Here is a 23,574-nt window from a genome sequence, read left to right as displayed (position 1 = left end):
AGATCTGCCTCAGGAATCCCCAACCAGGGTTCCGACCCTCCACCGCCTCACCAGCGGAGGAGCCTCCGCCGCCTCACCAGCGGTGGATTCCGAGGATCAGGTGGCGGGCGCGCCCGCCAGGAAAAGAGACACGCATGCGCAGGCACGCGTCGCTGCCCGGTACCCCCGTATCCTCCGCAGCGGACGAACGGACACGACGGATCACCCGCGCCGACGGCCGAGCTCGAGGACGAGCGACGGACGGTCGGCGGTTCCTCCTGCGCGGCGGCGTCGTCGCCACGGTGACGGCGCTCATCGCCGCCACCGTGGCGATCCAACCCGCTGCGGCCGCCCAGACCGACGTCGCCGAGGCCGAGGGGCTGCTGCTCAGCGGCTCCGGCATCGTGAACGCCGACGCGGTCGCCCAGCTCGGCGGCGCGTACTCCGCGCGGGGTGCGACCTCGGGCGGCGGCACCACGAACCAGCCGCTCAACCTGACGGCGCTCAACGCGGTCGGGGTGGACCTCGGCAACGACATCAACCTGCTGGGCCCGAACGGCATCCTGACCCTCGGCGTCGACGGTCAGTACGCCACGACCTCGGCCACGGGTGCGACCGCGTCGTCGGGGCTCCTGACGAACGACGGCGGCATCGGGGTCGGCACGGGGTCCGGCACCGGCGCCGCGACGCTCGACCTCAACCCGCTGTTCTCGCGCGTCGGCGCCGACACCACGGTGCTGTCGAACGCGCAGCTGCGGGTCGGGGCCCTGGCGTCCCGGATCCAGGCGACGCGCGGCACCACGGTCGGGACGACGACGGACTACCGGATCGCCGGCGCGGACCTGAACCTGACGAGCCCGGCCATCGCCGGACTCAGCACCGCGCTCCGGAACGACCTGCGCACCTTCTCGGGCACGGTGAACTCCGCGGTCGGCGCGAACGGTGCCCTCTCCGGCACCACGACCGCCCTGACCGCCGACATCCAGCGGCTGCTCCGTGGCACGACCCTCGGCCTGGTGAACGTCAACGGCACGAACGTCACCGCGACCGTGGACCTGAACCTCGACGACACCCTGACCCGGGTCCTGCAGGAACCCCTGACCGACGGCGCCGTGACGATCACACCGGCGACGGGCGCGATCACGGTCGACCTCGACCAGCTCACCACGCTGAACGGCCAGCCGGCGAACACGTCGGTACTGACCAAGGCGGCCGTGAGCTCGATCAACCGGAGCATCACGACGATCCTCGGCACCCAGCTGCCGACGGCCCTGCAGACCGCGGTCGTCAACACGATCAACTCGACCGCCGTGCGGGTGAACGTCACCGCGAACGTCAACGCGGCCGGCCTCCCGCTCGCCGGACTCGCGCTGCGCGCGGACACCACGCTCGGCGCCCTCGCCGGCACGTCCCCTGCCACTGCGACGGTGACCGCGACCGGTGGCCCCCTCGGCCTGAACGCGCTCGGCACCCTGCTCGCCCCGGCGGTCAACACCGTCGTCGTCCCGGCACTGCAGACCATCGTGCGTCCCCTGGTGACGGGGACGGCCCTGACGAACCTCGGCACGACGCTCACGGCGACGACCTCGGCCGTCTCCACCCTGCTGAGCCCCGTCGTGCTGCTGCTCCGTCAGGTCGTCGACCTCACCGTGAACGCGCAGGACACCACGGGCTTCCGGGACCCCCGCGGGTACGACACCGGATCGCGGAGCGTGCACGCCCTGCGGCTCTCCGTGCTCCCCGGGGCGAACGTCGCCACCGTGGACCTCGCCACCTCGACCGTGCGCGCCACGGCGTTCGCGGCTCCGACCATCACGGCGCCCACGGCCGGACAGCAGTTCACGGTGCCGTCGGCGACCTCGACCCGCAGCGTCGTCGTGAGCGGGGCCGGAGAGCCCGGCGCCAGCGTGGCCGTCAGCCTCGGCGGGGACCGGACCGGCACCGCGACCGTCGCTGCCGACGGGACCTGGACGACGACCATCGCCGACGTCCCCACCGGTGCGTACACCGCGACCGCGACCCAGACGGTCGGCGGCACCGCGGCGGGCACCGCGACGCAGGACTTCTCCGTCGTCGCCCAGCGCGCCCTGACGATCACCACGCCCACGGCCGGTCAGACCTTCACCACCACGGGGGAGACCGCCCCGGTCACCCTGACGGGCACCGCGACGGCGAACGCGCGCATCAGCGTCGACCTGGGCGACGGCGTGACCGCGACGGGCACGGCGGACGACGCCGGCGCCTGGAGCGTCACCGTCCCCGAGGTCCCGGTGGGCGAGCAGACGGCGAGCGTCACGCAGACCGTCGGCGACACGACCTCGGCACCCGTGACCCGGTCCTTCCGGGTCGTGGCCGCGGCCGGCCTGACCGTCGACACCCCCACGGCGGACCAGGACTTCCCGCTCGCCGGCGACACCCGGTCCGTCCCGTTCTCCGGCAGCGCACAGGCCGGGGCCCGCGTGGACGTCGACCTCGGTGACGGCCTGACCACCACCACCCGCGCGAACGCCGACGGCACCTGGTCGACGAGCGTCACGGACGTCCCGGCCGGGGAGTACTCCGCCGAGGTCACCCAGACCGTCGGCGGCACCACGAGCGCCCCGGTCACCCGGGACTTCACCGTGACGGCTGCGCCCGGGCTCACCATCGACGAGCCGGCCGACGGCAGCACCATCACCGTCGCCGACGAGAGCTCGACCACCCCGGTGACGGTGTCCGGCTCGGCCGCCCCGAACGCCCGGGTCACCGTCGGCATCGGTGGTTCCTTCACCGCCGCGGTCACCGCCGACGAGGACGGCGCGTGGACGACCACGTTCGTGGGGGTCCCGGTCGGTGAGCGCACCGCGACGGCGCGGCAGAGCGTCGACGGCACCACGTCCGGCCCGGTCGAGACCACCTTCACCGTCGAGGCGGGCGAGCCGCTCGCGATCACCTCGCCGGAGGACGGCGACGTGGTCACGGTCCTCGACGCCGACACCACCACCGACCTCGACCTGGCCGGCACGGCCGAGGCCGGCGCCGAGGTGCGGGTCTCGCTCGGCGACGGACTGACCGCCACCACGACGGCCGACGACGACGGCACCTGGACGCTGACCGTCACCGACGTCCCGGTCGGTCGGTACACGATCTCGGCGACGCAAACCGTCGGCGGGACCACCTCGCCGGCCGTCCGCCAGGTCGTCACGGTGCAGGCGGGCGCTCCGCTCGCCGTCACCGCTCCGGCGCAGGACGCCACCGTCACGGTCGCGACCGACGACTCCGTCGTCGACGTCACCGTGCGGGGCACCGCGCAGCCCGGTGCCCGCATCGAGGTCGTCCTGGACGACGGCGACGCGGTGTCCACCACCGCGAACCCGCAGGGCACCTGGTCGGTGGTCCTCACCGACGTCGGCACCGGCGACCACACCGCGACGGTCACCCAGACCGTCGACGGCGCGACCTCGGCACCGGTCGACCGTGACTTCGCGGTCGAGGCCGGCGACGAGCTCGTCATCGTGGCACCGGGTGACGCCCAGCAGGTGCCCGCCGGCACCGGTGGGCAGGCCAACGTGGTCGTCCGCGGCACCGCGGAGCCCGGCGCGACCGTCGCCGTCACGATCGACGAGGGCGACCCCGTCGAGGTCGTCACGGACACGGCCGGCAACTGGGAGCTCCCGACCACGCAGCTCGGCATCGGTGAGCACACCGTCGAGGCCGTGCAGACCGTGAACGGCACCGAGGGCCCGGTGGTCACGCGTGACTTCACCGTGGTCCCCGGCAACGCCATCGTCATCGACACCCCGGCGAGCGGCGCACGCTTCGTCGTGGTCGACGCCGACGCCACCGCGACCGTCCGGATCACCGGCACGGCCGAGCCCGGCGCCGCGGTGACCGTCTCGGTCGGCCCCGGCACCCGGTTCACCACCACGGCTGACGACGACGGGCGGTGGGCGGTCGACGCCACCGGTCTCGCCCCGACCGGCGTGTACACGGCGTCCGCAAGCCAGGAGGTCGAGGACGTTGTGACGAGCGCCGTCCCGATCACCTTCGAGGTCGTCACGGCCAACGCGCTGACGATCACCGGTCCGGCCACGGACCCGATCACGGTCGCCGGACCGGACGTCGTGCGCGACGTCACGGTCACCGGCACCGGCCAGCCCGGCGCCGCGGTCACGGCGACCCTCGCCGGCTCCGAGGACCAGGAGACGACGGTCGGTGCCGACGGCACGTGGTCGGTCACGTTCCCCGACCTCGGTGTCGACGAGCACCAGGTCACGGTCACCCAGACCCTGGCCGGCACCGTCTCCGACCCGCGCACCTCCGACCCCGTCGAACGCACGGTCACGATCGAGGCTGCCGACGCCGTCACGATCACCGCACCGGGGACCGAAGTGGTCCTCCTCGTGCCGGACGCGGACGCGACGCGCGACGTCGTCGTCACGGGTTCGGCGGAGCCGGGCGCGCCGGTGACGGTGCGACTCGGCGACGACGAGGCGACCACCACCGCGGACGCGGACGGCGACTGGACGGTCACGTTCGGCGGGGTCGGTGTCGGCACCCCGACGCTCACCGCCAGCCAGACGGTCGGCGGGACCACCGCCTCCAGTCCGGACCAGACCGTCACGGTGCGGGCCGGGACCGCGCTCGCCATCGTGACCCCGGAGGACGGCGACGTCCTGACGGTCGCCGACACGTCCGGCACCGCCGACGTCGAGGTGACCGGTCGGGCGCAGCCCGACGCCGAGGTGACGGTCCGGATCTCGACCGGCGAGACCGAGACGGTGACCGCGGACGAGGACGGCCGGTGGGAGACCACCTTCCAGGACGTCCCGGTCGGTGACCACCGCGTCACCGCGACGCAGGTCGTCGGCGGGCAGACCTCGACGCCGGTGACAGCGGGGGTGTCGGTCCGTGCCGGAGCCCCGCTCGTCGTGTCCACTCCGCGGGGTGCCACCACCGTCACGGCGGCGGACGACGACGCCACCACCGGGGTCGACTTCGCTGGCACCGGTGAGCCGGGCGCCACCGTCACGGTCGACCTCGGCGACGGCGGGAGTGCCACGGCGACCGTGGACGAGGACGGCCGCTGGGCGACAACGGTCGAGGACGTGCCGACCGGCTCGTTCACGGCCTCGGTCACGCAGGCCCTGAACGGCACCACGAGTGCCGCGGTCGAACGACCGGTGTCCGTGGTCGCCGCCGCGGACCTCACCATCCGTGAGCCCGGTGACGACCCCATCACGGTGGCCGACGGCGACGCGACGACGACCGTGACGGTCGCCGGGGACGCCCAGCCCGGCGCCACGGTGACGGTCACCGTCGACGACCGCGACCCCGTCGAGGTCACCGCCGGTGACGACGGCTCGTGGAGCGTCGACGTGCCGGACCTCGGTGTCGGCGAGCACACCGTCGAGGTGACGCAGACCGTCGACGGCTCGACTTCGACCACCCCGGTCGAGACGACGTTCGAGATCGAGGCGGGTGCGCCCGTCGTCATCACCGAGCCGACGGCCGACCAGGAGTACACGGTCGCCGACGGGGACGGCACGACGACGGTCGACGTCGCCGGCACCGCCGAGCCGGGCGCGACCATCGTGGTCGACCTGGGCGACGGTCGCACCGAGTCGACCACCGCGGACGACGACGGCGCGTGGAGCGTCTCGGTCCCCGGTGTGCCGGCCGGCACGACGACCGTGAGCGTCACGCAGCGCATCGACGGCACCGAGTCCGCGCCGGTGACGGTGGACGTCCGCGTCCTCGTCGCCGACCCGATCACGATCGCCACCCCGGCGGACGGCACCACGATCCGGGTCGCCCAGCGCGACTCCGTCGCGACCCTCACCGCCGCGGGGGCCGCCGAGCCCGGTGCCGAGGTCCGTGTCACGATCGACGGCGGCGACGCCCGGACCGTGACCGCGACCGACGCCGGCACCTGGAGCGTCGAACTGCCGGACACCACCGTCGGCGAGCACACGATCCGTGCGACCCAGACGGTCGACGGCTCGACGTCCGCGGTGGTGCGCAGCACCTTCACCGTGGCACCCGGTGCCGCGCTGACGGTCACCGCCCCGGCCGACGACACCACGTTCACCGTGCCGAGCACCGACCCCACCGCGACCGTCCCGGTCGGTGGCGAGGGTCAGCCCGGCGCGACGGTCCGCGTCGTCCTCGACGACGCCGACCCGGTCGTGGTCCGTGTCGGCACCGACGGGCGGTGGGAAACCACGCTGACCGACGTGCCGGCGGGGGACCACACGCTCGTCGTCACCCAGGTCGTGAACGGCACGACGTCCGATGCGATCGAGCGCGACGTGACCGTCGTGGCCGCCGCCGCGGACGCGATCGTCGTGACCAGCCCGGCCGACGGCACCGACCACCGGGTGCTCGGCGGTTCGACCGACGTGCGGGTGACCGGCACCTCGGCACCGAACGCCGCCGTCTCGGTCCGCATCGACGACGGCACCGCGGTCACCACGACCGCGGACGACGACGGTACGTGGTCCGTGACGGTGCGGGACGTCGACGAGGGATCCCACACGATCGCCGCCAGCCAGACGGTCGACGGTGTCACCACCGACGCTCCGCAGGTCGGCTTCACCGTGACGGCCGCGACGCCGGTCGTCATCTCGAGCCCGACCGACGGCCAGGCGTTCCCGACCACGGGGTCGACGACGTCGGTCCCGGTGAGCGGCACCGCCGAGCCCGGTGCGACCGTCACGGTCGACCTCGACGGCCGGACCGCCACGACGACCGCCGGCGACGACGGTTCGTGGACGGTCACGATCGGTGGCGTGCCGCTCGGGGACCACACCGTTTCGGTGACGCAGACGGTCGGCGGTCGGACCTCCGACCCGGTGACCGCCGACGTCACGGTCGTCGCTGCGCAGGAGACGGGCATCGTCATCACGAGCCCCGACCCCGGGCAGCTGATCCAGGCGGACGGCTTCGGAGACACCGGCTCGTTCACGGTGACCGGTCAGGCCACCCCCGGCGCCGCGGTGACGGTGACCCTGTCCACCGGGCAGGTCCGCACCACCACCGCCGACGACGAGGGTGCATGGAGCGTCGTGTTCGAGCGCGTCCCCGAGGGGGAGTGGACGATCAGCGCCACGCAGTCGGTGAACGGCACGACCTCGGCAGCGCCGCAGGTGCCGATCGTGGTCGACACCCTGGAGCCGCTCGCGGTCACCTCGCCGACACCGGGTTCGCAGTACATGGCCGACGAGGACGGTGACCACGACCTGATGGTCACGGGCACCGCCGAGCCCGGCGCGACCGTCACCGTGCAGCCGATGGGCCGCGACGCCGTCGCCACGACGGCCGACGAGGACGGCGAGTGGTGGGTCATGGTGGCGCTGCCGGTCGGCGGTCACATGCTGCGCGTCACCCAGTCGGTCGGCGGGTTCACCTCGCAGGCGCAGATGCTCCGCGTCATGGTGATGGACGACGCCGTCGACCCGGAGGAGCCGGGCACGCCCGGCACCCCGGGGACGCCCGGAACGCCTGGGACGCCCGGGGCCCCCGGAACGCCTGGGACGCCCGGGACCCCCGGAACGCCGGGTGCACCCGGGACGCCGGGAACCGGCGGCGGCTCCGGCACCGGGACCGGCACCGGCATCGGCGGTGGCTCCGGGAACGGCTCCGGCGCCGGGATCGGTGGCTCCGGCAACGGCACCGGTGCCCTCGCCTGGACCGGCGCGGACGTCGTCCCGATCGCCGGCACCGCGGCGGGCCTGGTGGCCCTCGGGTTCCTGCTGCTGGGGCTCTCCCGCCTCGCCGGCAGGCTCCGTCGCCGCACCCGCGGCTGAGTCCGCACCAGCGTCACACACCGCGCCTCCCGCCCGTCGACCAGACGGACGGGAGGCGCGGTGCCGTCCGGGCGCTCGGCCCACCGCCGACGGGTGGTCCGGCCCGGCAGGACGACCTGTGGACGGGCACGCGGGTTGTCGGTCGTGACGGCTACCCTTGTCGCGTGGTCACCGCCCTGTATCGCCGTTACCGGCCCGAGAACTTCGCCGAGCTGATCGGGCAGTCGCAGGTCACCGACCCGCTCCGCACGGCGCTCCGCACGAACCGCGTCAACCACGCCTACCTGTTCAGCGGCCCGCGTGGCTGCGGCAAGACGACGTCGGCCCGCATCCTCGCGCGCTGCCTGAACTGCGCCGAGGGCCCGACCGACACCCCCTGCGGTGTCTGCCCGAGCTGCGTGGAACTCGCCCGCGACGGCAGCGGCTCGCTCGACGTCATCGAGATCGACGCTGCGAGCCACAACGGTGTCGACGACGCCCGTGACCTGCGCGACCGGGCCGTGTTCGCCCCGGCGCGCGACCGCTACAAGATCTTCATCCTCGACGAAGCGCACATGGTGACGCCGCAGGGCTTCAACGCGCTGCTGAAGCTGGTCGAGGAACCCCCGGAGCACGTCAAGTTCATCTTCGCGACGACCGAGCCCGAGAAGGTCATCGGCACCATCCGGTCGCGCACCCACCACTACCCGTTCCGGCTCGTCCCGCCCGCGGTCATGCTCGAGTACATCGAGCAGCTCTGCACGCAGGAGTCCGTCTCGGTGGCCCCCGGTGTCCTGCCCCTGGTGGTGCGTGCCGGCGGCGGATCCGTCCGTGACACCCTGTCGCTGCTCGACCAGCTGATGGCCGGCAGCGAAGACGGTGCGATCGCCTACGAGCGTGCCGTGGCCCTGCTCGGCTACACCGACGCCGCCCTGCTCGACGACGTCGTCGACGCCCTGGCCGTCGCCGACCCGGCGTCCGCGTTCGCCGCGATCGACCGTGTCGTGCAGACCGGACAGGACCCCCGCCGCTTCGTCGAGGACCTGCTCGAGCGCCTGCGCGACCTGATCGTCGTCGCGGCGACCAACGAGAGCGCCGCCGCGGTCCTGCGCGGGGTCTCGCCGGAAGAGCTCGACACCATGAGCCGCCAGGCCGGGGTCTTCGGCGCGACCGGGCTCTCCCGTTCCGCCGACATCGCGAACCGGGCCCTCACCGAGATGACCGGCGCGACCTCGCCCCGGTTGCACCTCGAACTCATGACGGCCCGCATGCTCGTGCCCGAGGCCGACGACACCCAGCGCGGAGCCCTCGCCCGGGTCGAGCGCCTGGAACGTCGTGTCGGGGTGGGCGATGTCGATGGACACGACGCCGGTGGACACCAGGCCGGCGCCGGCGAGCAGTCCGCTCCCGCCGTCGCCGCTGCACCGCGTCGTGAGCAGCCGGCAGCCGCGGCTCCCGCAGCGGCTGCTCCCTCCCTCGCCCCGACGCCCGCTCCGGCAGCGGCTCGTGCGACGCCCGAGCGTCCCGTCGAGCAGCCCGCCGCGCCGCAGGCCGACTCCGGAGCCGTGGCCCGTGACGCCGCAGCGTCGTGGGCAGCGGTCGCTCCGAGCACTCCTGGAGCGCCCGGACAGACCTCGACCGAGCCCGCGAAGTCCGAGCCCTCGAAGTCCGAGCCCTCGAAGCCCGCGGCCGAGCCGGTCAGCCCGTCGTCCACCGGTCAGGGCACGACGATCGGTGACGAGCCCGCCGTCCGGACCGTCGGTGCCGTCGGCTTCCAGCAGATGCGCGACTCCTGGCCGCAGATCGTCGAGCACGTGCAGCACGCCAAGCGTTCGGCGTGGTCGGTGGTCGTCACGGCGCAGGTCACCGCGCTCCGCGACGACGTGCTGACGCTGACGTTCCCGAGCCAGCAGGACGTCGCCTCGTTCAAGGAGATGTCCGACCCCTCGGCGAGCGTCAGCGAACTGCTCCGCGCCGCCATCGTGGACGTCCTCGGGCTCCGGGTGAAGTTCGTCGCCCGCGGGCCCGGACAGCAGCAGCGTCCCCAGCAGCAGCAGCAGTCGGCTCCGGCACCGCAGGCTGCCGCACCGGCCCAGCGTCCGGCGCCCGCTGCCCAGGCGCCCGCCGCCGCCGCCGCGACCCCGGCCCCGGCGCCCGAGTCCGCAGCACCGGAGTCCCCGGCACCGGCGTCCGCTGCGGACCCCACGCCGACGGCTGCCCCTGCCGCCGAGCCGAAGGCCGCGTCGGCAGCACCCGGGTCGACGGCACCTCCTGCGCCGACGGCAGCGCCCGCGCCGAAGTCCGCGCCGGCGCCGAAGTCCGCGCCCGAGCCGAAGGCAGTGCCGACCGCGTCCGCCCCGCAGCGCGACCAGGCACCGGCCGAACCGACCCCCGCTCCCTCGGGAGCGCCGGTGACGGACTGGGCGGTCGCGACGATCCCCGCCAGCGACCCCACCGCCGACGCCGTCCCGGAGTCCGTCGAGCCCAGCTGGGCAGCACCCTTCGGCACCGTGCCGGCGTCCGCGCCGGTCGCCCCCGCCGAGACGAGCACGCCCCAGCCGGCCGAGTCGGCACCGTCGGCCGCACCCGCGCGACCGGGCGCTGCCACGGCCGGGCAGCCCGACGGCCCGACCACCCCGGGTCCGCAGGCGGCGTCCGGAGCGGGAGCCGTGCCTCCCGGCGGTCCCGTCGTGCCGGGCGTCCCGGTCGACGACTACCCGCTCGACGACGAACCGTACGACGACGGCGCCCCGTTCCCTGACCCTGGGATCGGACGCGGCGCAACGCCCGCAGCCGCAGCGTCCGCAGCCGCCGCGCCGGCAGCCCCGACGCAGCAGGCCGCCCCGCAGCGTGCGGCCCAGCCCGCCGCCGCTCCCGCGCGCACCGCACCGCCCGCACGCCGCGCCCCGGTCGCCGGCCGGTACGGCGAGGCCGTCGTGCGTGAGATCCTCAACGCCCAGTTCATCGAGGAGACCGCTCTCCACCAGGACGGTGCCTGATGTACGACGGGATCGTCCAGGACCTCATCGACGAGTTCGGTCGCCTGCCCGGCATCGGCCCGAAGTCGGCGCAGCGCATCGCCTTCCACATCCTGCAGACCGAGTCGTTCGACCCGAGTCGTCTGTCCGAGCTGCTGGCCGACGTCAAGGAGCGGGTCCGCTTCTGCGAGATCTGCGGCAACGTCACCGAGAACGTCCAGTGCAGCATCTGCCGTGACCCGCGCCGCTCGCCGGCCACGATCTGCGTCGTGGAAGAAGCGAAGGACGTCGCCGCGATCGAGCGCACCCGGGAGTTCCGTGGGCTGTACCACGTGCTCGGCGGGGCGATCAGCCCGATCGACGGCATCGGACCGGACGACCTCCGCATCCAGCAGCTCATGACGCGCCTGGCCGACGGCACCGTGGCCGAGGTCATCATCGCGACCGACCCCAACCTCGAGGGCGAGGCGACGGCGACCTACCTCAGCCGGCTGCTCGTCCCGATGGGCATCCGCACCACGCGGCTCGCGTCGGGGCTGCCGGTCGGCGGCGACCTGGAGTACGCGGACGAGGTCACGCTCGGTCGTGCCTTCGAAGGGCGCCGCGTCGTCGGCGGCTGACCCCCACGCAGGATCCTTGCGTCGGGGCCCGCTCGCACGCAACATCCCCGAAACACCGACTACCATTGTGAGACCGCGTGACCTCGCGGTGTCGCCGTCTCCGGGAGTACCAGCCAGTGGCCTTGATCGTGCAGAAGTTCGGTGGTTCATCCGTCGCGGACGCCGAGAGCATCAAGCGCGTGGCGAAGCGGATCGTCGAGACGAAGAAGGCCGGCAACGACGTGGTCGTGGCGGTGTCGGCGATGGGCGACACCACCGACGAACTCGTCGACCTGGCGCACTCCGTCACGCCGATCCCCGCCGGCCGTGAGCTCGACATGCTCCTGACCGCGGGGGAGCGCATCTCGATGGCGCTGCTCGCGATGGCGATCAAGAGCCTCGGGGTCGAAGCGTCCTCCTACACCGGCAGCCAGGCCGGCATGCTCACCGACGCCCAGCACGGCAAAGCCCGCATCGTCGACGTCACCCCGAAGCGCGTGCGCGAGGCGCTCGACTCCGGCCACGTCGCGATCGTCGCCGGGTTCCAGGGCTTCAACCGCACCACGGGCGAGATCACCACGCTCGGCCGCGGCGGCTCGGACACCACGGCCGTCGCCCTCGCCGCAGCACTCGACGCCGACGTCTGCGAGATCTACACCGACGTCGACGGCATCTTCACCGCCGACCCCCGCGTCGTGCCGAAGGCCCGCAAGGTCGACCGCGTCACCAGCGAGGAGATGCTCGAGCTCGCAGCCTCGGGTGCCAAGGTCCTGTACATCCGCGCCGTCGAGTACGCCCGGCGGCACGGCGTCACCCTGCACGTCCGGTCCTCGTTCAACAACAACGAGGGCACCATCGTCTACAACCCTGCCGAGGGGGAAACCGTGGAAGAACCGATCATCACCGGGATCGCCGGAGACCTCTCCGAGGGCAAGATCACCGTCGTGGGGGTCCCGGACCAGCCGGGCAAGGCCGCCGAGATCTTCACGAACGTCGCGCGCGCCGGGGCGAACATCGACATGATCGTCCAGAACGTGTCGGCGGCGTCGACCGGGCGGACGGACATCTCGTTCACGCTGCCGAAGGACCAGGGCCAGACCGTGCTGACGGCGCTCGAGGTCGCGAAGGCAGACATCGGCTACGAGAGCATCCAGTACGACGACCAGATCGGCAAGCTCGCCCTGGTCGGCGCCGGGATGCGCACGAACGCCGGTGTCTCGGCCCAGCTCTTCCGCGCCCTGCACGACGCGTCGATCAACATCGAGATGATCTCCACGTCCGAGATCCGCATCTCGGTCGTCACCCGCGCCGACACCCTGAACGAGGCGATGCGCGTCGTGCACAGCGCGTTCGGCCTCGACGCCGACGCCGAGGCCGTCGTCTACGCCGGCACCGGCCGCTGACGCCCGCCTGATCCGCTGAACCACCAGGAGCACCGCATGAGCACCCTCACCGTCGCCGTCGTCGGCGCCACCGGCCAGGTCGGCGCCGTGATGCGTCGCCTGCTCGAAGAGCGCGCGTTCCCGGCCGACCGGGTCCGCTTCTTCGCGAGCGCCCGTTCCGCCGGCACGACGCTGCCGTTCCGGGGCGAGCAGATCGTGGTCGAGGACTCCGAGCTCGCCGACCCGTCCGGCATCGACATCGCGCTGTTCTCCGCCGGGGCCACCGCCTCGCGGGCCCTCGCGCCGAAGTTCGCCGCCGCCGGGGCACTCGTCGTCGACAACTCGAGCGCCTGGCGCATGGACCCCGACGTCCCGCTCGTCGTGAGCGAGGTGAACCCGCACGCCATCGACCAGGCGCCGAAGGGGATCATCGCGAACCCGAACTGCACGACCATGGCGATCATGCCGGTGCTCAAGGTGCTCGACACCGAGTCCGGGCTCCGCCGACTCGTCGCCACGACCTACCAGGCGGTCTCGGGTTCCGGGCTCGCCGGGGTCGAGGAACTCCTGGGCCAGGCGAAGGCCGCGCTCGAGCAGGACACCGCTGCGCTGACGCACGACGGAGCAGCCGTGACGTTCCCCGAGCCCGTCAAGTACGTCCGCCCGATCGCCTTCGACGTCGTGCCGCTCGCCGGCAGCATCGTCGAGGACGGCCTGGGCGAGACCGACGAGGAGAAGAAGCTCCGGAACGAGAGCCGGAAGATCCTCGAGCTGCCCGACCTGCTCGTCGCCGGCACCTGCGTGCGCGTCCCCGTGTTCACCGGGCACTCCATCTCGGTGCACGCCGAGTTCGAGCGTCCGCTGTCGCCCGAGCGTGCGACCGAGATCCTGTCGAGCGCACCCGGAGTCGAGCTCTCCGACGTCCCGACCCCGCTGCAGGCCGCCGGCCAGGACCCGGCGTTCGTCGGCCGCATCCGCGCCGACCAGTCCGCGCCCGAGGGCCGCGGCCTCGTCCTGTTCGTCAGCAACGACAACCTGCGGAAGGGCGCCGCGCTCAACGCGGTGCAGATCGCCGAGACGATCGTCGCGCGCCGCTCCGTCGACGCGTAGCGCGCCCCGAGCGCGACCAGCAGACGGACAGGAGGCCCGTGGCGACACCGCCACGGGCCTCCTGTCCGTCTGTCGGATGCCGCCGGTAGGATCGACGGGTGGCAGAGCAGCAGGTGGACCCCATCGACGTCGTCCTGATCGGCGGAGGCATCATGAGTGCCACGCTCGGGGCCATCATCCACAAGCTCGAGCCCAGCTGGAAGATCCGCGTGTACGAGCGGCTCGGCACGGTGGCGCAGGAGTCCTCGAACCCCTGGAACAACGCGGGCACCGGGCACTCGGCACTGTGCGAGCTGAACTACACGCCGGAACTGCCGGACGGCCGCGTCGACATCGCGAAGGCCGTCACGGTCAACGAGCAGTTCCAGGTCTCGCGGCAGTTCTGGGCGCACCTGGTCGAGACCGGTGTGCTGCCGGAGCCGTCGAACTTCATCAACCCCACGCCGCACATCTCGTTCGTCTGGGGCGAGGCCAACGTCGCGTACATGCGTGCCCGGTACGAGGCCATGCGGAACCACCCGCTCTTCGCGGGCATCGAGTTCTCGGACGACCCGGCGCAGATCCGGAAGTGGGCGCCGGCACTCATCCCCGGCCGCAAGAAGGACCAGCCGATCGCGGCGACCTACTCGGCAGCCGGCTCGGACGTCGACTTCGGGTCGCTCACCCGCCAGCTCTTCGACCAGCTCGAGATCGACGGTGTCGAGTTCGAGCCCTCGCACCAGGTCACCAACCTGACCCGCTCGAAGGTGTCCGAGGGCTGGGTGCTCAACGTGCGCAACGAGATCGGCCGGTCGACGCAGCGCATCGCCGCGAAGTTCGTCTTCGTCGGCGCCGGCGGCGGAGCCCTGCACCTGCTGCAGAAGTCCGGCATCCCGGAGATCCGCGGCTACGGTGGCTTCCCGGTGTCGGGCGAGTTCCTGCGCACCGACGACCCCGAGGTGGTGCAGAAGCACTCCGCCAAGGTCTACGGCAAGGCCAGTGTCGGTGCTCCGCCGATGTCGGTGCCGCACCTCGACACCCGCATCGTCGACGGTGGGTCGTCGCTGATGTTCGGGCCGTACGCGGGGTTCAGCCCGAAGTTCCTGAAGCAGGGTTCGGTCCTGGACCTGTTCCGCTCGATCCGGCCGCACAACCTCCGCCCGATGCTGAGCGTCGCGTTCTCGAACTTCGACCTGGTCCGCTACCTGGTCGGTCAGCTCCTGGCGTCGAAGCACACCAAGTTCGAGGCGCTCCGCGACTTCATGCCGAGCGCCGAGCCCGAGAACTGGCACCGCATCACCGCGGGGCAGCGCGTCCAGGTGATCAAGCCCGACAAGGACAAGGGCGGTGTGCTGCAGTTCGGCACCGAGGTCATCACCGCCGCCGACGGCTCGATCGCCGGCCTCCTCGGGGCGTCGCCGGGCGCCTCGACTGCCGTGCCGATCATGCTCGCGATGCTGCGCCGGTGCTTCCCGGACCGGTGGGACGGCTGGCAGGACGACGTCCGCGCGATGGTGCCGACCTACGGGCAGGACCTCGGGGACGACCCGGCTCTGGCCGACGCCACGCTCGAGCGCACCGCGAAGGTGCTCGGCCTGCACCACTGAGGCCTGTCGTGGTCCGGGCCGGTTTGCGGTCTGTTCGAACGTGTGTTCGAATGACGGCATGCGGTGGAGTGGACAGGCGATCGACGCCGAGCAGAGCGACGCGCTGCCCGGGATGGAATCGAACAGCGGATTCGTCCGGAGCGTGACGACGCCCGAGTTCGCCGGGGTGACCTTCCACGAGGTCCTCGCGAAGAGCGCCCTGAACCGGGTGCCGAGCGCGGACGGGTCGGGCACGTACGGCTGGACGATCAACCCGTACCGCGGGTGCAGCCACGCCTGCGTGTACTGCTTCGCCCGCCCGACCCACACGTACCTGGAGTTCGACGGCGGCGCCGACTTCGACCAGCAGATCGTGGTGAAGACGAACGTCGCCGACGTGCTGCGTCGTGAGCTCGGCAAGCCCTCGTGGGACCGTCACCCGGTGGCGCTCGGCACGAACACCGACCCGTACCAGCGGGCCGAGGGGCGGTACCGGCTGATGCCCGGCGTGATCGAGGCGCTGGCGGAGTCACGCACCCCGTTCAGCATCCTGACGAAGGGCACCCTGCTGCGTCGCGACCTGCCGCTGCTGGCCGAGGCGGCGAAGGTGGTGCCGGTCGACCTCGCCATGTCGATCGCCGTGTACGACGACTCGCTGCAGCAGTCGGTCGAGTCCGGCACCCCGACGACGTCGGCCCGGCTGGCGACCGTGCGGGCCATCCGCGACGCGGGGCTCGACTGCGCCGTGTTCCTGATGCCGGTGCTGCCGTACATCACCGACACCCGGGCGCACCTCGACGACGCCATCGGTCGGGCGACCGCGGCCGGTGCGACGAGCATCATGTACTCGGCGCTGCACCTGCGGCCGGGCGTCAAGCCGTGGTGGTTCGAGTGGCTCGGCCGCGAGCGACCCGACCTGGTGCAGCGGTACCGCGCGATGTACCTCGACAACACCTACGCGCCGAAGGACTACCGACGGTGGCTGTCGGAGCGCATCCGCCCGATCCTGGCGGCGCACGGGGTCGGACTGGGGCGCGTGGACCCGGCGACGGGGTCGATGGGCTTCTCGGAACCGCGAACGCTGCAGCGGGGGATGCCGCAGGGGCTGGGTCCGGGCCTGCCACAGGCGCTGCCGCAGGAGCAGTCGGTGCCGACGGTGTCACCGCTGAAGCGCGCCGACCCCGGGTTCGACCAGCGGCTGCTCCGGCCGACGGCCGCACAGACGCTGTTCTGAGGAGCGTCCGTCCGGGTCGTGTCCGGTCCACGTTCGGGGGACAGCGGGACCCCGGTCCGGGCCGCTATCATCGTGCGGGTCGCCGCACGGCCCCGGATTCGGGGTACACGGCCGCTGCTCCGGTGGTTGGATCGTGGACGGCGCCCTCGCCACCCGGAAGGATCCACCTCGTGCTCGGCATCCCCACGCACCTCGCACCGCGAGTGAACGCGTGGTCGACCGTGCGCGCATTCCACGCCGGCGCCATCGGCTCGCTGTTGGCCGCGGCCATCACGCTCGTGCTCTACGGTCTGTCCGAGCCCGGGGTGCAGGTCGTCGGCACCGTGCTGGCGGTCGTCCCGATGCTCGCCATGATCGGCGTGCACGTGCAGTTCGGCACCCGGGTCTCCGCGATCGCGTTCCTGGCGGTCGGCGGCGTCTGCGCCTGGTGGTTCGCCGTCGGGGTCCAGCAGCAGGTGCCGACCGGGTGGGTGACCTCGTACCTGATGTCCCTCGTCGTGATCCCGCTCATCCTGGTCGGGGGAGCCGGTGCCGTGCCGAGCCGCGTCGTGCTGTGGTCCTTCGTCGGCTTCCTGACCGGACGACTCGCGACCTGGATCGCCATCGTGCAGGCCGACCAGTCGCCCCGTCCACTCATCCTCGCCTGGGTCACGCTGGGTTTCGTGGTCGCGCTCGTGCTCTTCACGACCCGCAGCACGGCGCGGAGCGAACGGGTGCAGCCCGAGCTCCTGCGTTCTGCTCGTGAAGAACACGTGTCCGCGTACCGCGCCGGGGTCGAGGCCGAGGCGTCCGCGATCCTGCACGACACCGTGCTCAACCACCTGGGCGCCATCGCCCTCGCGCCCGACGGCCCGATGGACCCGCACCTCGCCGAGACGGTCGACGCCGACGTCGCGGTGCTCACCGGCAAGGGGTGGCTCGCGCCGGCCGCCCGCCCGCGTCCCGGGGCCGCGGCCGAGGCGTTCGGCGCCATGGTCGACGAGCACCGGACGCTCGGACTCGACGTGACCGTCTCGGGTGACACCTCCGCGCTCGAGCGCCTGGACCAGCGTGCGCTGTCGGCGGTCGTCCGGGCCGTCGGCCAGTGCCTGGCCAACGTGCGGAAGCACGCGGGGACCGACGCCGCAGAGGTCAGCGTGTTCGACGACAGCGCGTCCTGCACCGTCATGGTCGTCGACGACGGTCGTGGGTTCGACGAGGACGCCACCGGAGCCGACCGGATGGGCCTCCGCGGTTCGGTGCGAGAGCGGATCGGCCGGGTCGGCGGTGACGTCCAGATCTGGTCGTCGCCCGGTTCCGGCACGAGCGTGATGATGACCGTGCCGTACGGACCGGTCACCGGCGCGGTCACCGTGCCGGCGATCAGCGACGACCGGGGGACTAAGCGTTGACGGCGATCCGCCAGCGAGAGCGGTCCGGTCCGGGGCCCCGCCGCACCGCGCAGCAGTACGACCCGCTCGGCGCGATGGGGTCGCGGCCCCTGGCCGTCGTGCTCGGTGCCGGCAGCATCGTCTGGGCCCTGCTCGTGTCGATCTTCGACCGTGACGTCGTGGGCAGCCCCACGCTCAGCGCCCTCACCGTGCTGCTCGTCGCGGCCTCGGCGGTGGTGGTGCTCGCCGCCTCGAGCCCGTTCCGTGCGCCGTTCCCACGCTCGGCGTTCGTCGCACACGTCGGGTTGCTCGGCCTGGCCTCGGTCACGAGCGTCGCCGCGCAGTGGGGGCCGGACCGCAGCGCCCTGAACGACTTCATGTCCCTCATCACCGCGACCGGCATCGTGATGGTCGCGCCGTACCGCCCGTGGACCGACCTGATGGTCGGCGGGGTCGTCCTGGCCGTGGTGAACGCCGTGACGTGGGGGGCGGGAGCCGCGGTGTTCCCGCACGAGGTGCCGGTGGCCGTCGCGGCGTTCCTGGCCGCGGCCCCGACGCTCGTGCTCACCGCCGCGTCCGCGGTGTTCGCGTGGACCTTCGCCGGGCTCGCCGAGCGGGTGCAGATCCGTGCCGGCTCGTACTCCGTCGCGCGCGCCGAGCGGGACGGCATCGCGGCGAGCGTGCAGCAGGACCGCTCGACCATCCTGTCCCGCGACGTCGCTCCGTTCTTCGCCGAGCTCCGCACGCGCGACGTCATCACCGACGCCGACCGTGCCCGTGCCCGTGCGATCGCCGACGGCATCCGGGCGTCCATGGTCGCCGACGCCGACCGCACCTGGTTCGAGCACGCCGTCCGGGTCGACGGCGGTCAGGCGCCGGTGGTCGACGACCCCGACGGCCTCATCGCGACGCTCGACACCGACCAGCGGGCGGTCGTCCGCACCTTCGTCCGTGCGGCCCTCCGTGCCTCGACCGTCGACCCGGCCGGCTTCCGCGCGACGGTGCGCCGAGCAGACACCGTGGCGGGCCCGGCAGATCAGGCGGCCCAGACCGGCCCGGCGGACCACGCCGCGCCGGCCCGGGCAGCCCCGACGGCCCGGCCCGCGCAGGCACCCGCACCCGCTCGTGTGTCCGTCGACGTGGAGCTCGCCGTCGCGGACTCCGACATCGGCATCCACCGCACCTTCGACCCCTACTTCGCCGTCCTCCGCGTGACGTTCCCCGACCTCGACGTCGCGGTCCGCCCTTCCGCCCTCGCACTAAGGTTCTCCTATGACCAGCACTGACCCGAACAGGCTCTCGGAGGGGTCGCCGTCCCTCCCGAACCCGGGAGCACGGCGTGTTCGGTTGGCCATCCTCGACGACCACGAGGTGCTGCTGGACAGCCTGTCGAGCTGGATCGCGGTGAACGCGTTCGACTTCGACCTGGCCCTGACCGCGCACACCTGGCTCGAGATGGTCCACAGCGACAGCTTCCCGACCGACCTGGTGTTCCTCGACTTCCAGTTGAAGGAACCGGTCTCCATCGAAGCCCGCGTCCGCACCTGCCGTGCGGCCGGCGCGAAGGTCATCGTGCTCTCGAGCGTCGACAGCCGTGAGTCCCGCGACCGCGCCCTGGCCGCCGGCGCCGCGGCGTTCCTGTCGAAATCGCTCCCGATGCGCGAGGTCATGGACGTCGCGCGGGAGATCATGGGCGTTGCCCGCGAGACCCCGCAGCCCCGGGAGTGGCGTCCGCTGCCGACGGGTGCCGCCGCGCACCAGCGGCCGAAGCTCAGCGCCGGTGAGGAAGAGGCGCTGCGGCTCTACGTGTCCGGCTACTCGACGAACGAGGTCGCCGCGCAGATGAACGTGCAGTACGAGACCGCCAAGACCTACCTGCGTCGCGTGCGCGAGAAGTACAGCAAGGTGGGCCGCCCCGCCTCGAAGAAGTCCGACCTCATCCGTCGGGCCGCCGAGGACGGGTTCCTCGCGTAGTGGCGAAGCTCTACTTCCGCTACGGCGCGATGAACAGCGGCAAGAGCACGGGCTTGCTGCAGGCCGCCTACAACTACGAGGAGCGCGGGCACCGGGTGCTGCTCGCCAAGCCCGCGGTGGACACCAAGGGCGACCGTGAGATCGTCTCCCGCCTGGGTGTCACCCGGACCGTCGACATCGTGTTCTCGCCGGATGCCGACGTGCGCCAGGCGGTCACCGCCGCCGGGGCCGTCGACCCCGAGTCGGACCGCCTGGACGGCATGGTGCGGCCCGTCAGCTGCGTGCTCGTCGACGAGGCGCAGTTCCTCACCCCGCGACAGGTCGACGACCTGCTGCGCATCGCGGTGCTCGACGAGATCCCGGTCATCACCTACGGCATCCGCACGGACTTCCGCACCGAGGCGTTCCCCGGCAGCGCCCGCCTGCTCGAGGTCGCGCACTCCCTCGAAGAGCTGAAGACCATCTGCCGCTGCGGCCGCAAGGCGGTCTTCAACGCCCGGACTGTCGACGGCCGGTTCGTCTTCGACGGCTCCCAGGTCGCGATCGACGGCGTCGACGTCGCCTACGAGTCGCTCTGCGCCAACTGCTACCTGACGGAGTCCGGCGGCCGCCTCGACGGCGCCTGACCGCTCGCGCCGGCGTGCGTCCGGTACGCACCCTGCAGACGGACTGGAGGCCCGTGGCGGCGCCGCCACGGGCCTCCAGTCCGTCTCGTGCACAGGAATGCACGTGCGTCGACGCGCGTTGGTGACCACATGACCGACGACACCCTGCACCTGTCCGTCCTCGACCTGGCCACCCGCGAGTACGGCCAGTCCAACACCGAGGCCCTGCAGGGGTCCATCGACATGGCCGTGCACGCCGAGCAGCTCGGGTACGAGCGGTTCTGGGTCGCCGAGCACCACGGGATGCCGGGCATCACCTCCTCGGCCCCGGCGGTGCTGCTGAGCGCCGTGGGCGCGGCCACCTCGACCATCCGCATCGGATCCGGTGGCGTCATGCTGCCCAACCACGCGCCCCTCGTCGTCGCCGAGCAGTTCGGCACCCTCCGTGCCCTGTACGGCGACCGGGTCGACCTCGGGCTCGGGCGCGCTCCCGGCACCGACGGTGCGACGGCGATGGCCCTCCGCCGCACGGACCGACTCGACGTCGACGACTTCCCGGACCGCCTGGCCGACCTGATCGGGTTCTTCACCGGCATGGGCGCGGAGAACCCGCTGGCCGGCATCCGCGCCGTGCCGGGCTACGGCGACGTGCCGGAGTTCTGGCTGCTCGGGTCCTCCGGCTACAGCGCCCAGGTCGCCGGTGCGCTCGGCATCTCGTTCGCCTTCGCCCACCACTTCGCGTCCGACAACACCGAGGCGGCACTCGCCCTGTACCGCGATTCGTTCCGTCCGTCACGCTTCCGCCAGACGCCGAACGCGCTGATCGGTGTGCAGGTCGTCACCGACGAGGACCCCGCCGTCATCGACGAGCAGAGCGCCCCGGGCATGATCTCGTTCATCCGGATGCGCTCCGGCCGGAAGCCCGAGCCGGTCTCGATGGACGAGGCGCGTGCGTACGAGTTCAACGACCTCGAGCGTCGGTTCATCGCGGCCCGCACCGAGCGTCAGGCGTACGGCAACGCCGAGCAGGTCGCGGAGAAGATCAACGCACTCGTGGCCTCGACCGGGGCGAACGGCGTGATCGTCTCGCCCGGTGCTGCACAGGCGCGGTACCGGCACCAGGCGCTCGACGTCGTGGCCGGGCTGCACGGCGCCGGCAAGCTCGTGCCCGCGGGTGCTGCAGTCTCCGTCTAGTTCGCTTCGTGAGCAGGAATGGTCGGGTGTCCGCTGGGCACCCGACCATTCCTGCTCACGAAGTTCCGTGGTGCCTCAGGTGAGCAGGCCCAGGCGCGTGGCTGCGGCCACCGCCCCGACGCGGGAACCGACGTCCAGCTTGCGGAAGACGTTGTAGACGTGCCGCTTGACGGTGCCGATCGCGAGCTGCAGATCGGTGGCGATCTCGGCGTTGGTGCGCGCGGCGGCGATGAGTCGCAGGACCTCGAGCTCGCGGTCGCTCAACGGTGAGCCGGCACGGGCCTCGGTCACCAGGTCGACGGGGAACGTGACCGGTGCCGCGTCGGCGTGGGCTGCCCGGGCGATCCGGTCGACGAGTTCGCGGCTCGGGGTGTCCTTCGTGACGAAGTCGACCGCGCCGGCATCGAGCAGGGTCCGGCGGAGGACGGCGTCCCGGTGCATCGTGAGCACCACCACCCGGATGTCCGGGCGGGTGCGGCGGACCGTGGCGATCGTCGTCCGAGCCGGGGGTCCGTCCAGCTCGACGTCGAGCAGCAGGACGTCGATGGCGGCGGCCTCGGGGGAGTCGAGCACCTCGGCCGGCCGTTCGCCGTGTGCGACCACGCGGATCGTGGGGACCGCGGCCAGGATGGTCGCGAGTCCTTCGCGGAAGAGCCGGTGGTCGTCGACGATCGCGACGTGGGTGACGGTCACAGGGTGCCCCTCGGGATGGTCAGGCGGACGGTGGTGCCGTGGTCTCGGCTGCCGCGGACGCTCTCGACGTCGAGCCGGGCGCCGATCACCGCGGCACGCTCGCGCATGGTCTGCTGCCCGAGGCGGCCGTCGGCGTCGCCCTCCACCTCGAAGCCCGGACCGTCATCGGCGACCGTCACCACCAGTGCTGCGGGTGACCAGAGGAAGCGCACCGAAGCCGTCGCACCAGGCGCGTGCTTGCTGCGGTTCGTGAGCGCCTCGAGCAGGATCGTCAGCGCTTCCTCGGCCTGCCAGTTCGGCAGGGGACCGGAGACGCCCGTCGACTCGATGGACAGGAGGTCGTCGTCGGGGAACAGGTCGCGCACGTGCCGTCGGAGCGCGTCGTCGAGCAGGGCATCCCCGACCCGGGCGTGCAGGCTCACTGCGAGGTCCTGGACGTCGCCGAGCGCGCTCCGGAGCAACCGCGCTGCGTCGTCGAGCTGGCCGGCTCGTTCGTCCGCAGGCGGGTCCGTCAGCAGGACGAGGTCGAGGCGCTGCAGCCCGGCGAGGATGCCGTGGGCGACGCGGTCGTGCAGGTCCCGCGCGATCTGCGTGCGGGAGTCCAGGTGTGCCGTGGTGAGGCGTTGGCGCAGCGCTTCCGTGTACGCGACCGCCCCGGCCGGGAACCGGCTCCAGATGCCGGCGTGCAGGGCCCTCGTGGCCCGCAGGACCTCGGCGGTGGACTCCGCGCCGACCTCGTCGACGAAGACCGGCAGGTAGGCGTCGAACAGCATCTCCGCCGCGAGCATGGCGCCGGCCGGGTGCTGGGCGTGCTCGGCGTGCAGACTGCCGGTCGCCAGGTGCTCGGGGTCGAGGAACGCGTGGCTCACGACGCTGCCGTCGGTCCCCGCGGCGTAGCGCTCGTGGGCCTCGGCGATCATCGACGAGACGTTCTCGGTGAGACTCTGCGCCAGCACCGGGTCGTCCGCGAGGTCGGGGAACTCGGCGGCGATCGCGGCGAGCACTGCGGCGAGGGGATGGTCGTTCTGCATGGCGCTTGCGAGCGTAGCGGGAGGGGCTGCTCGCGTTGGAGCAGGACCGGCTGACTGGGTCGTGGGACCCATCGGGCGGCCGAGATGCACCCGG

General features: G+C 72.6%; 14 protein-coding genes. 12 read left to right on the top strand and 2 right to left on the bottom strand.

Features of this window, described 5'->3' with window-relative positions; all coding sequences use genetic code 11:
* Positions 1-134: 134 nt before the first annotated feature.
* The 12 genes from DEJ03_RS02415 to DEJ03_RS02360 all read left to right on the top strand — a co-directional run bounded on the left by DEJ03_RS02415 (position 135) and on the right by DEJ03_RS02360 (position 21,756).
* A complete protein-coding gene (locus DEJ03_RS02415) occupies positions 135-7,766 on the top strand; it encodes a choice-of-anchor G family protein (RefSeq protein ID WP_110863377.1) in 7,632 nt (2,543 codons plus the stop codon).
* Positions 7,767-7,930: 164 nt separating this feature from the next.
* Complete coding sequence (locus DEJ03_RS02410; protein WP_110863376.1) at positions 7,931-10,744, top strand: DNA polymerase III subunit gamma and tau; 2,814 nt, start codon at positions 7,931-7,933, stop codon at positions 10,742-10,744.
* A complete protein-coding gene (gene recR / locus DEJ03_RS02405) occupies positions 10,744-11,343 on the top strand; it encodes a recombination mediator RecR (RefSeq protein ID WP_017888680.1) in 600 nt (199 codons plus the stop codon). Before DEJ03_RS02410 ends, recR begins: the two co-directional genes overlap by 1 nt.
* A gap of 116 nt (positions 11,344-11,459) precedes the next feature.
* A complete protein-coding gene (locus DEJ03_RS02400) occupies positions 11,460-12,725 on the top strand; it encodes an aspartate kinase (protein ID WP_017888681.1) in 1,266 nt (421 codons plus the stop codon).
* A gap of 36 nt (positions 12,726-12,761) precedes the next feature.
* Positions 12,762-13,814, top strand: coding sequence for an aspartate-semialdehyde dehydrogenase (locus DEJ03_RS02395; protein ID WP_110863375.1), 1,053 nt, complete (start codon positions 12,762-12,764; stop codon positions 13,812-13,814).
* A gap of 98 nt (positions 13,815-13,912) precedes the next feature.
* On the top strand, positions 13,913-15,400 hold the full coding sequence (locus DEJ03_RS02390; RefSeq protein WP_110863374.1) for a malate:quinone oxidoreductase: 1,488 nt from the start codon (positions 13,913-13,915) through the stop codon (positions 15,398-15,400).
* Between the two features lie 58 nt (positions 15,401-15,458).
* The gene (locus tag DEJ03_RS02385) at positions 15,459-16,613 is read left to right on the top strand and encodes an Rv2578c family radical SAM protein (RefSeq protein ID WP_110863373.1); all 1,155 of its coding nucleotides are present in this window, start codon (positions 15,459-15,461) and stop codon (positions 16,611-16,613) included.
* 170 nt (positions 16,614-16,783) lie between these two features.
* The gene (locus DEJ03_RS17785; RefSeq protein WP_181422576.1) at positions 16,784-18,004 is read left to right on the top strand and encodes a sensor histidine kinase; all 1,221 of its coding nucleotides are present in this window, start codon (positions 16,784-16,786) and stop codon (positions 18,002-18,004) included.
* Positions 18,001-19,269, top strand: coding sequence for a hypothetical protein (locus tag DEJ03_RS02375; RefSeq protein WP_110863372.1), 1,269 nt, complete (start codon positions 18,001-18,003; stop codon positions 19,267-19,269). The genes DEJ03_RS17785 and DEJ03_RS02375 overlap by 4 nt, the downstream gene beginning before the upstream one ends.
* 61 nt (positions 19,270-19,330) lie before the next feature.
* A complete protein-coding gene (locus tag DEJ03_RS02370; protein ID WP_027466398.1) occupies positions 19,331-19,957 on the top strand; it encodes a response regulator in 627 nt (208 codons plus the stop codon).
* Positions 19,957-20,583 carry a thymidine kinase gene (locus tag DEJ03_RS02365; protein ID WP_071247330.1) on the top strand — a complete coding sequence of 209 codons (627 nt, stop codon included), beginning with the start codon at positions 19,957-19,959 and terminating at the stop codon, positions 20,581-20,583. Before DEJ03_RS02370 ends, DEJ03_RS02365 begins: the two co-directional genes overlap by 1 nt.
* A gap of 129 nt (positions 20,584-20,712) precedes the next feature.
* A complete protein-coding gene (locus tag DEJ03_RS02360) occupies positions 20,713-21,756 on the top strand; it encodes an LLM class flavin-dependent oxidoreductase (RefSeq protein WP_110863371.1) in 1,044 nt (347 codons plus the stop codon).
* Positions 21,757-21,831: 75 nt separating this feature from the next.
* Here the strand turns inward: DEJ03_RS02360 and DEJ03_RS02355 are convergent, their stop codons facing one another.
* Complete coding sequence (locus DEJ03_RS02355; protein ID WP_110863370.1) at positions 21,832-22,449, bottom strand: response regulator; 618 nt, start codon at positions 22,447-22,449, stop codon at positions 21,832-21,834.
* Positions 22,446-23,480, bottom strand: coding sequence for a sensor histidine kinase (locus tag DEJ03_RS02350; protein ID WP_146237632.1), 1,035 nt, complete (start codon positions 23,478-23,480; stop codon positions 22,446-22,448). Before DEJ03_RS02350 ends, DEJ03_RS02355 begins: the two co-directional genes overlap by 4 nt.
* Between the last annotated feature and the right edge of the window lie 94 nt (positions 23,481-23,574).

Source organism: Curtobacterium sp. MCLR17_043, from assembly GCF_003224215.1.
GTDB lineage: Bacteria > Actinomycetota > Actinomycetes > Actinomycetales > Microbacteriaceae > Curtobacterium > Curtobacterium flaccumfaciens.
This window is presented reverse-complemented; position numbering and strand designations above follow the sequence as displayed.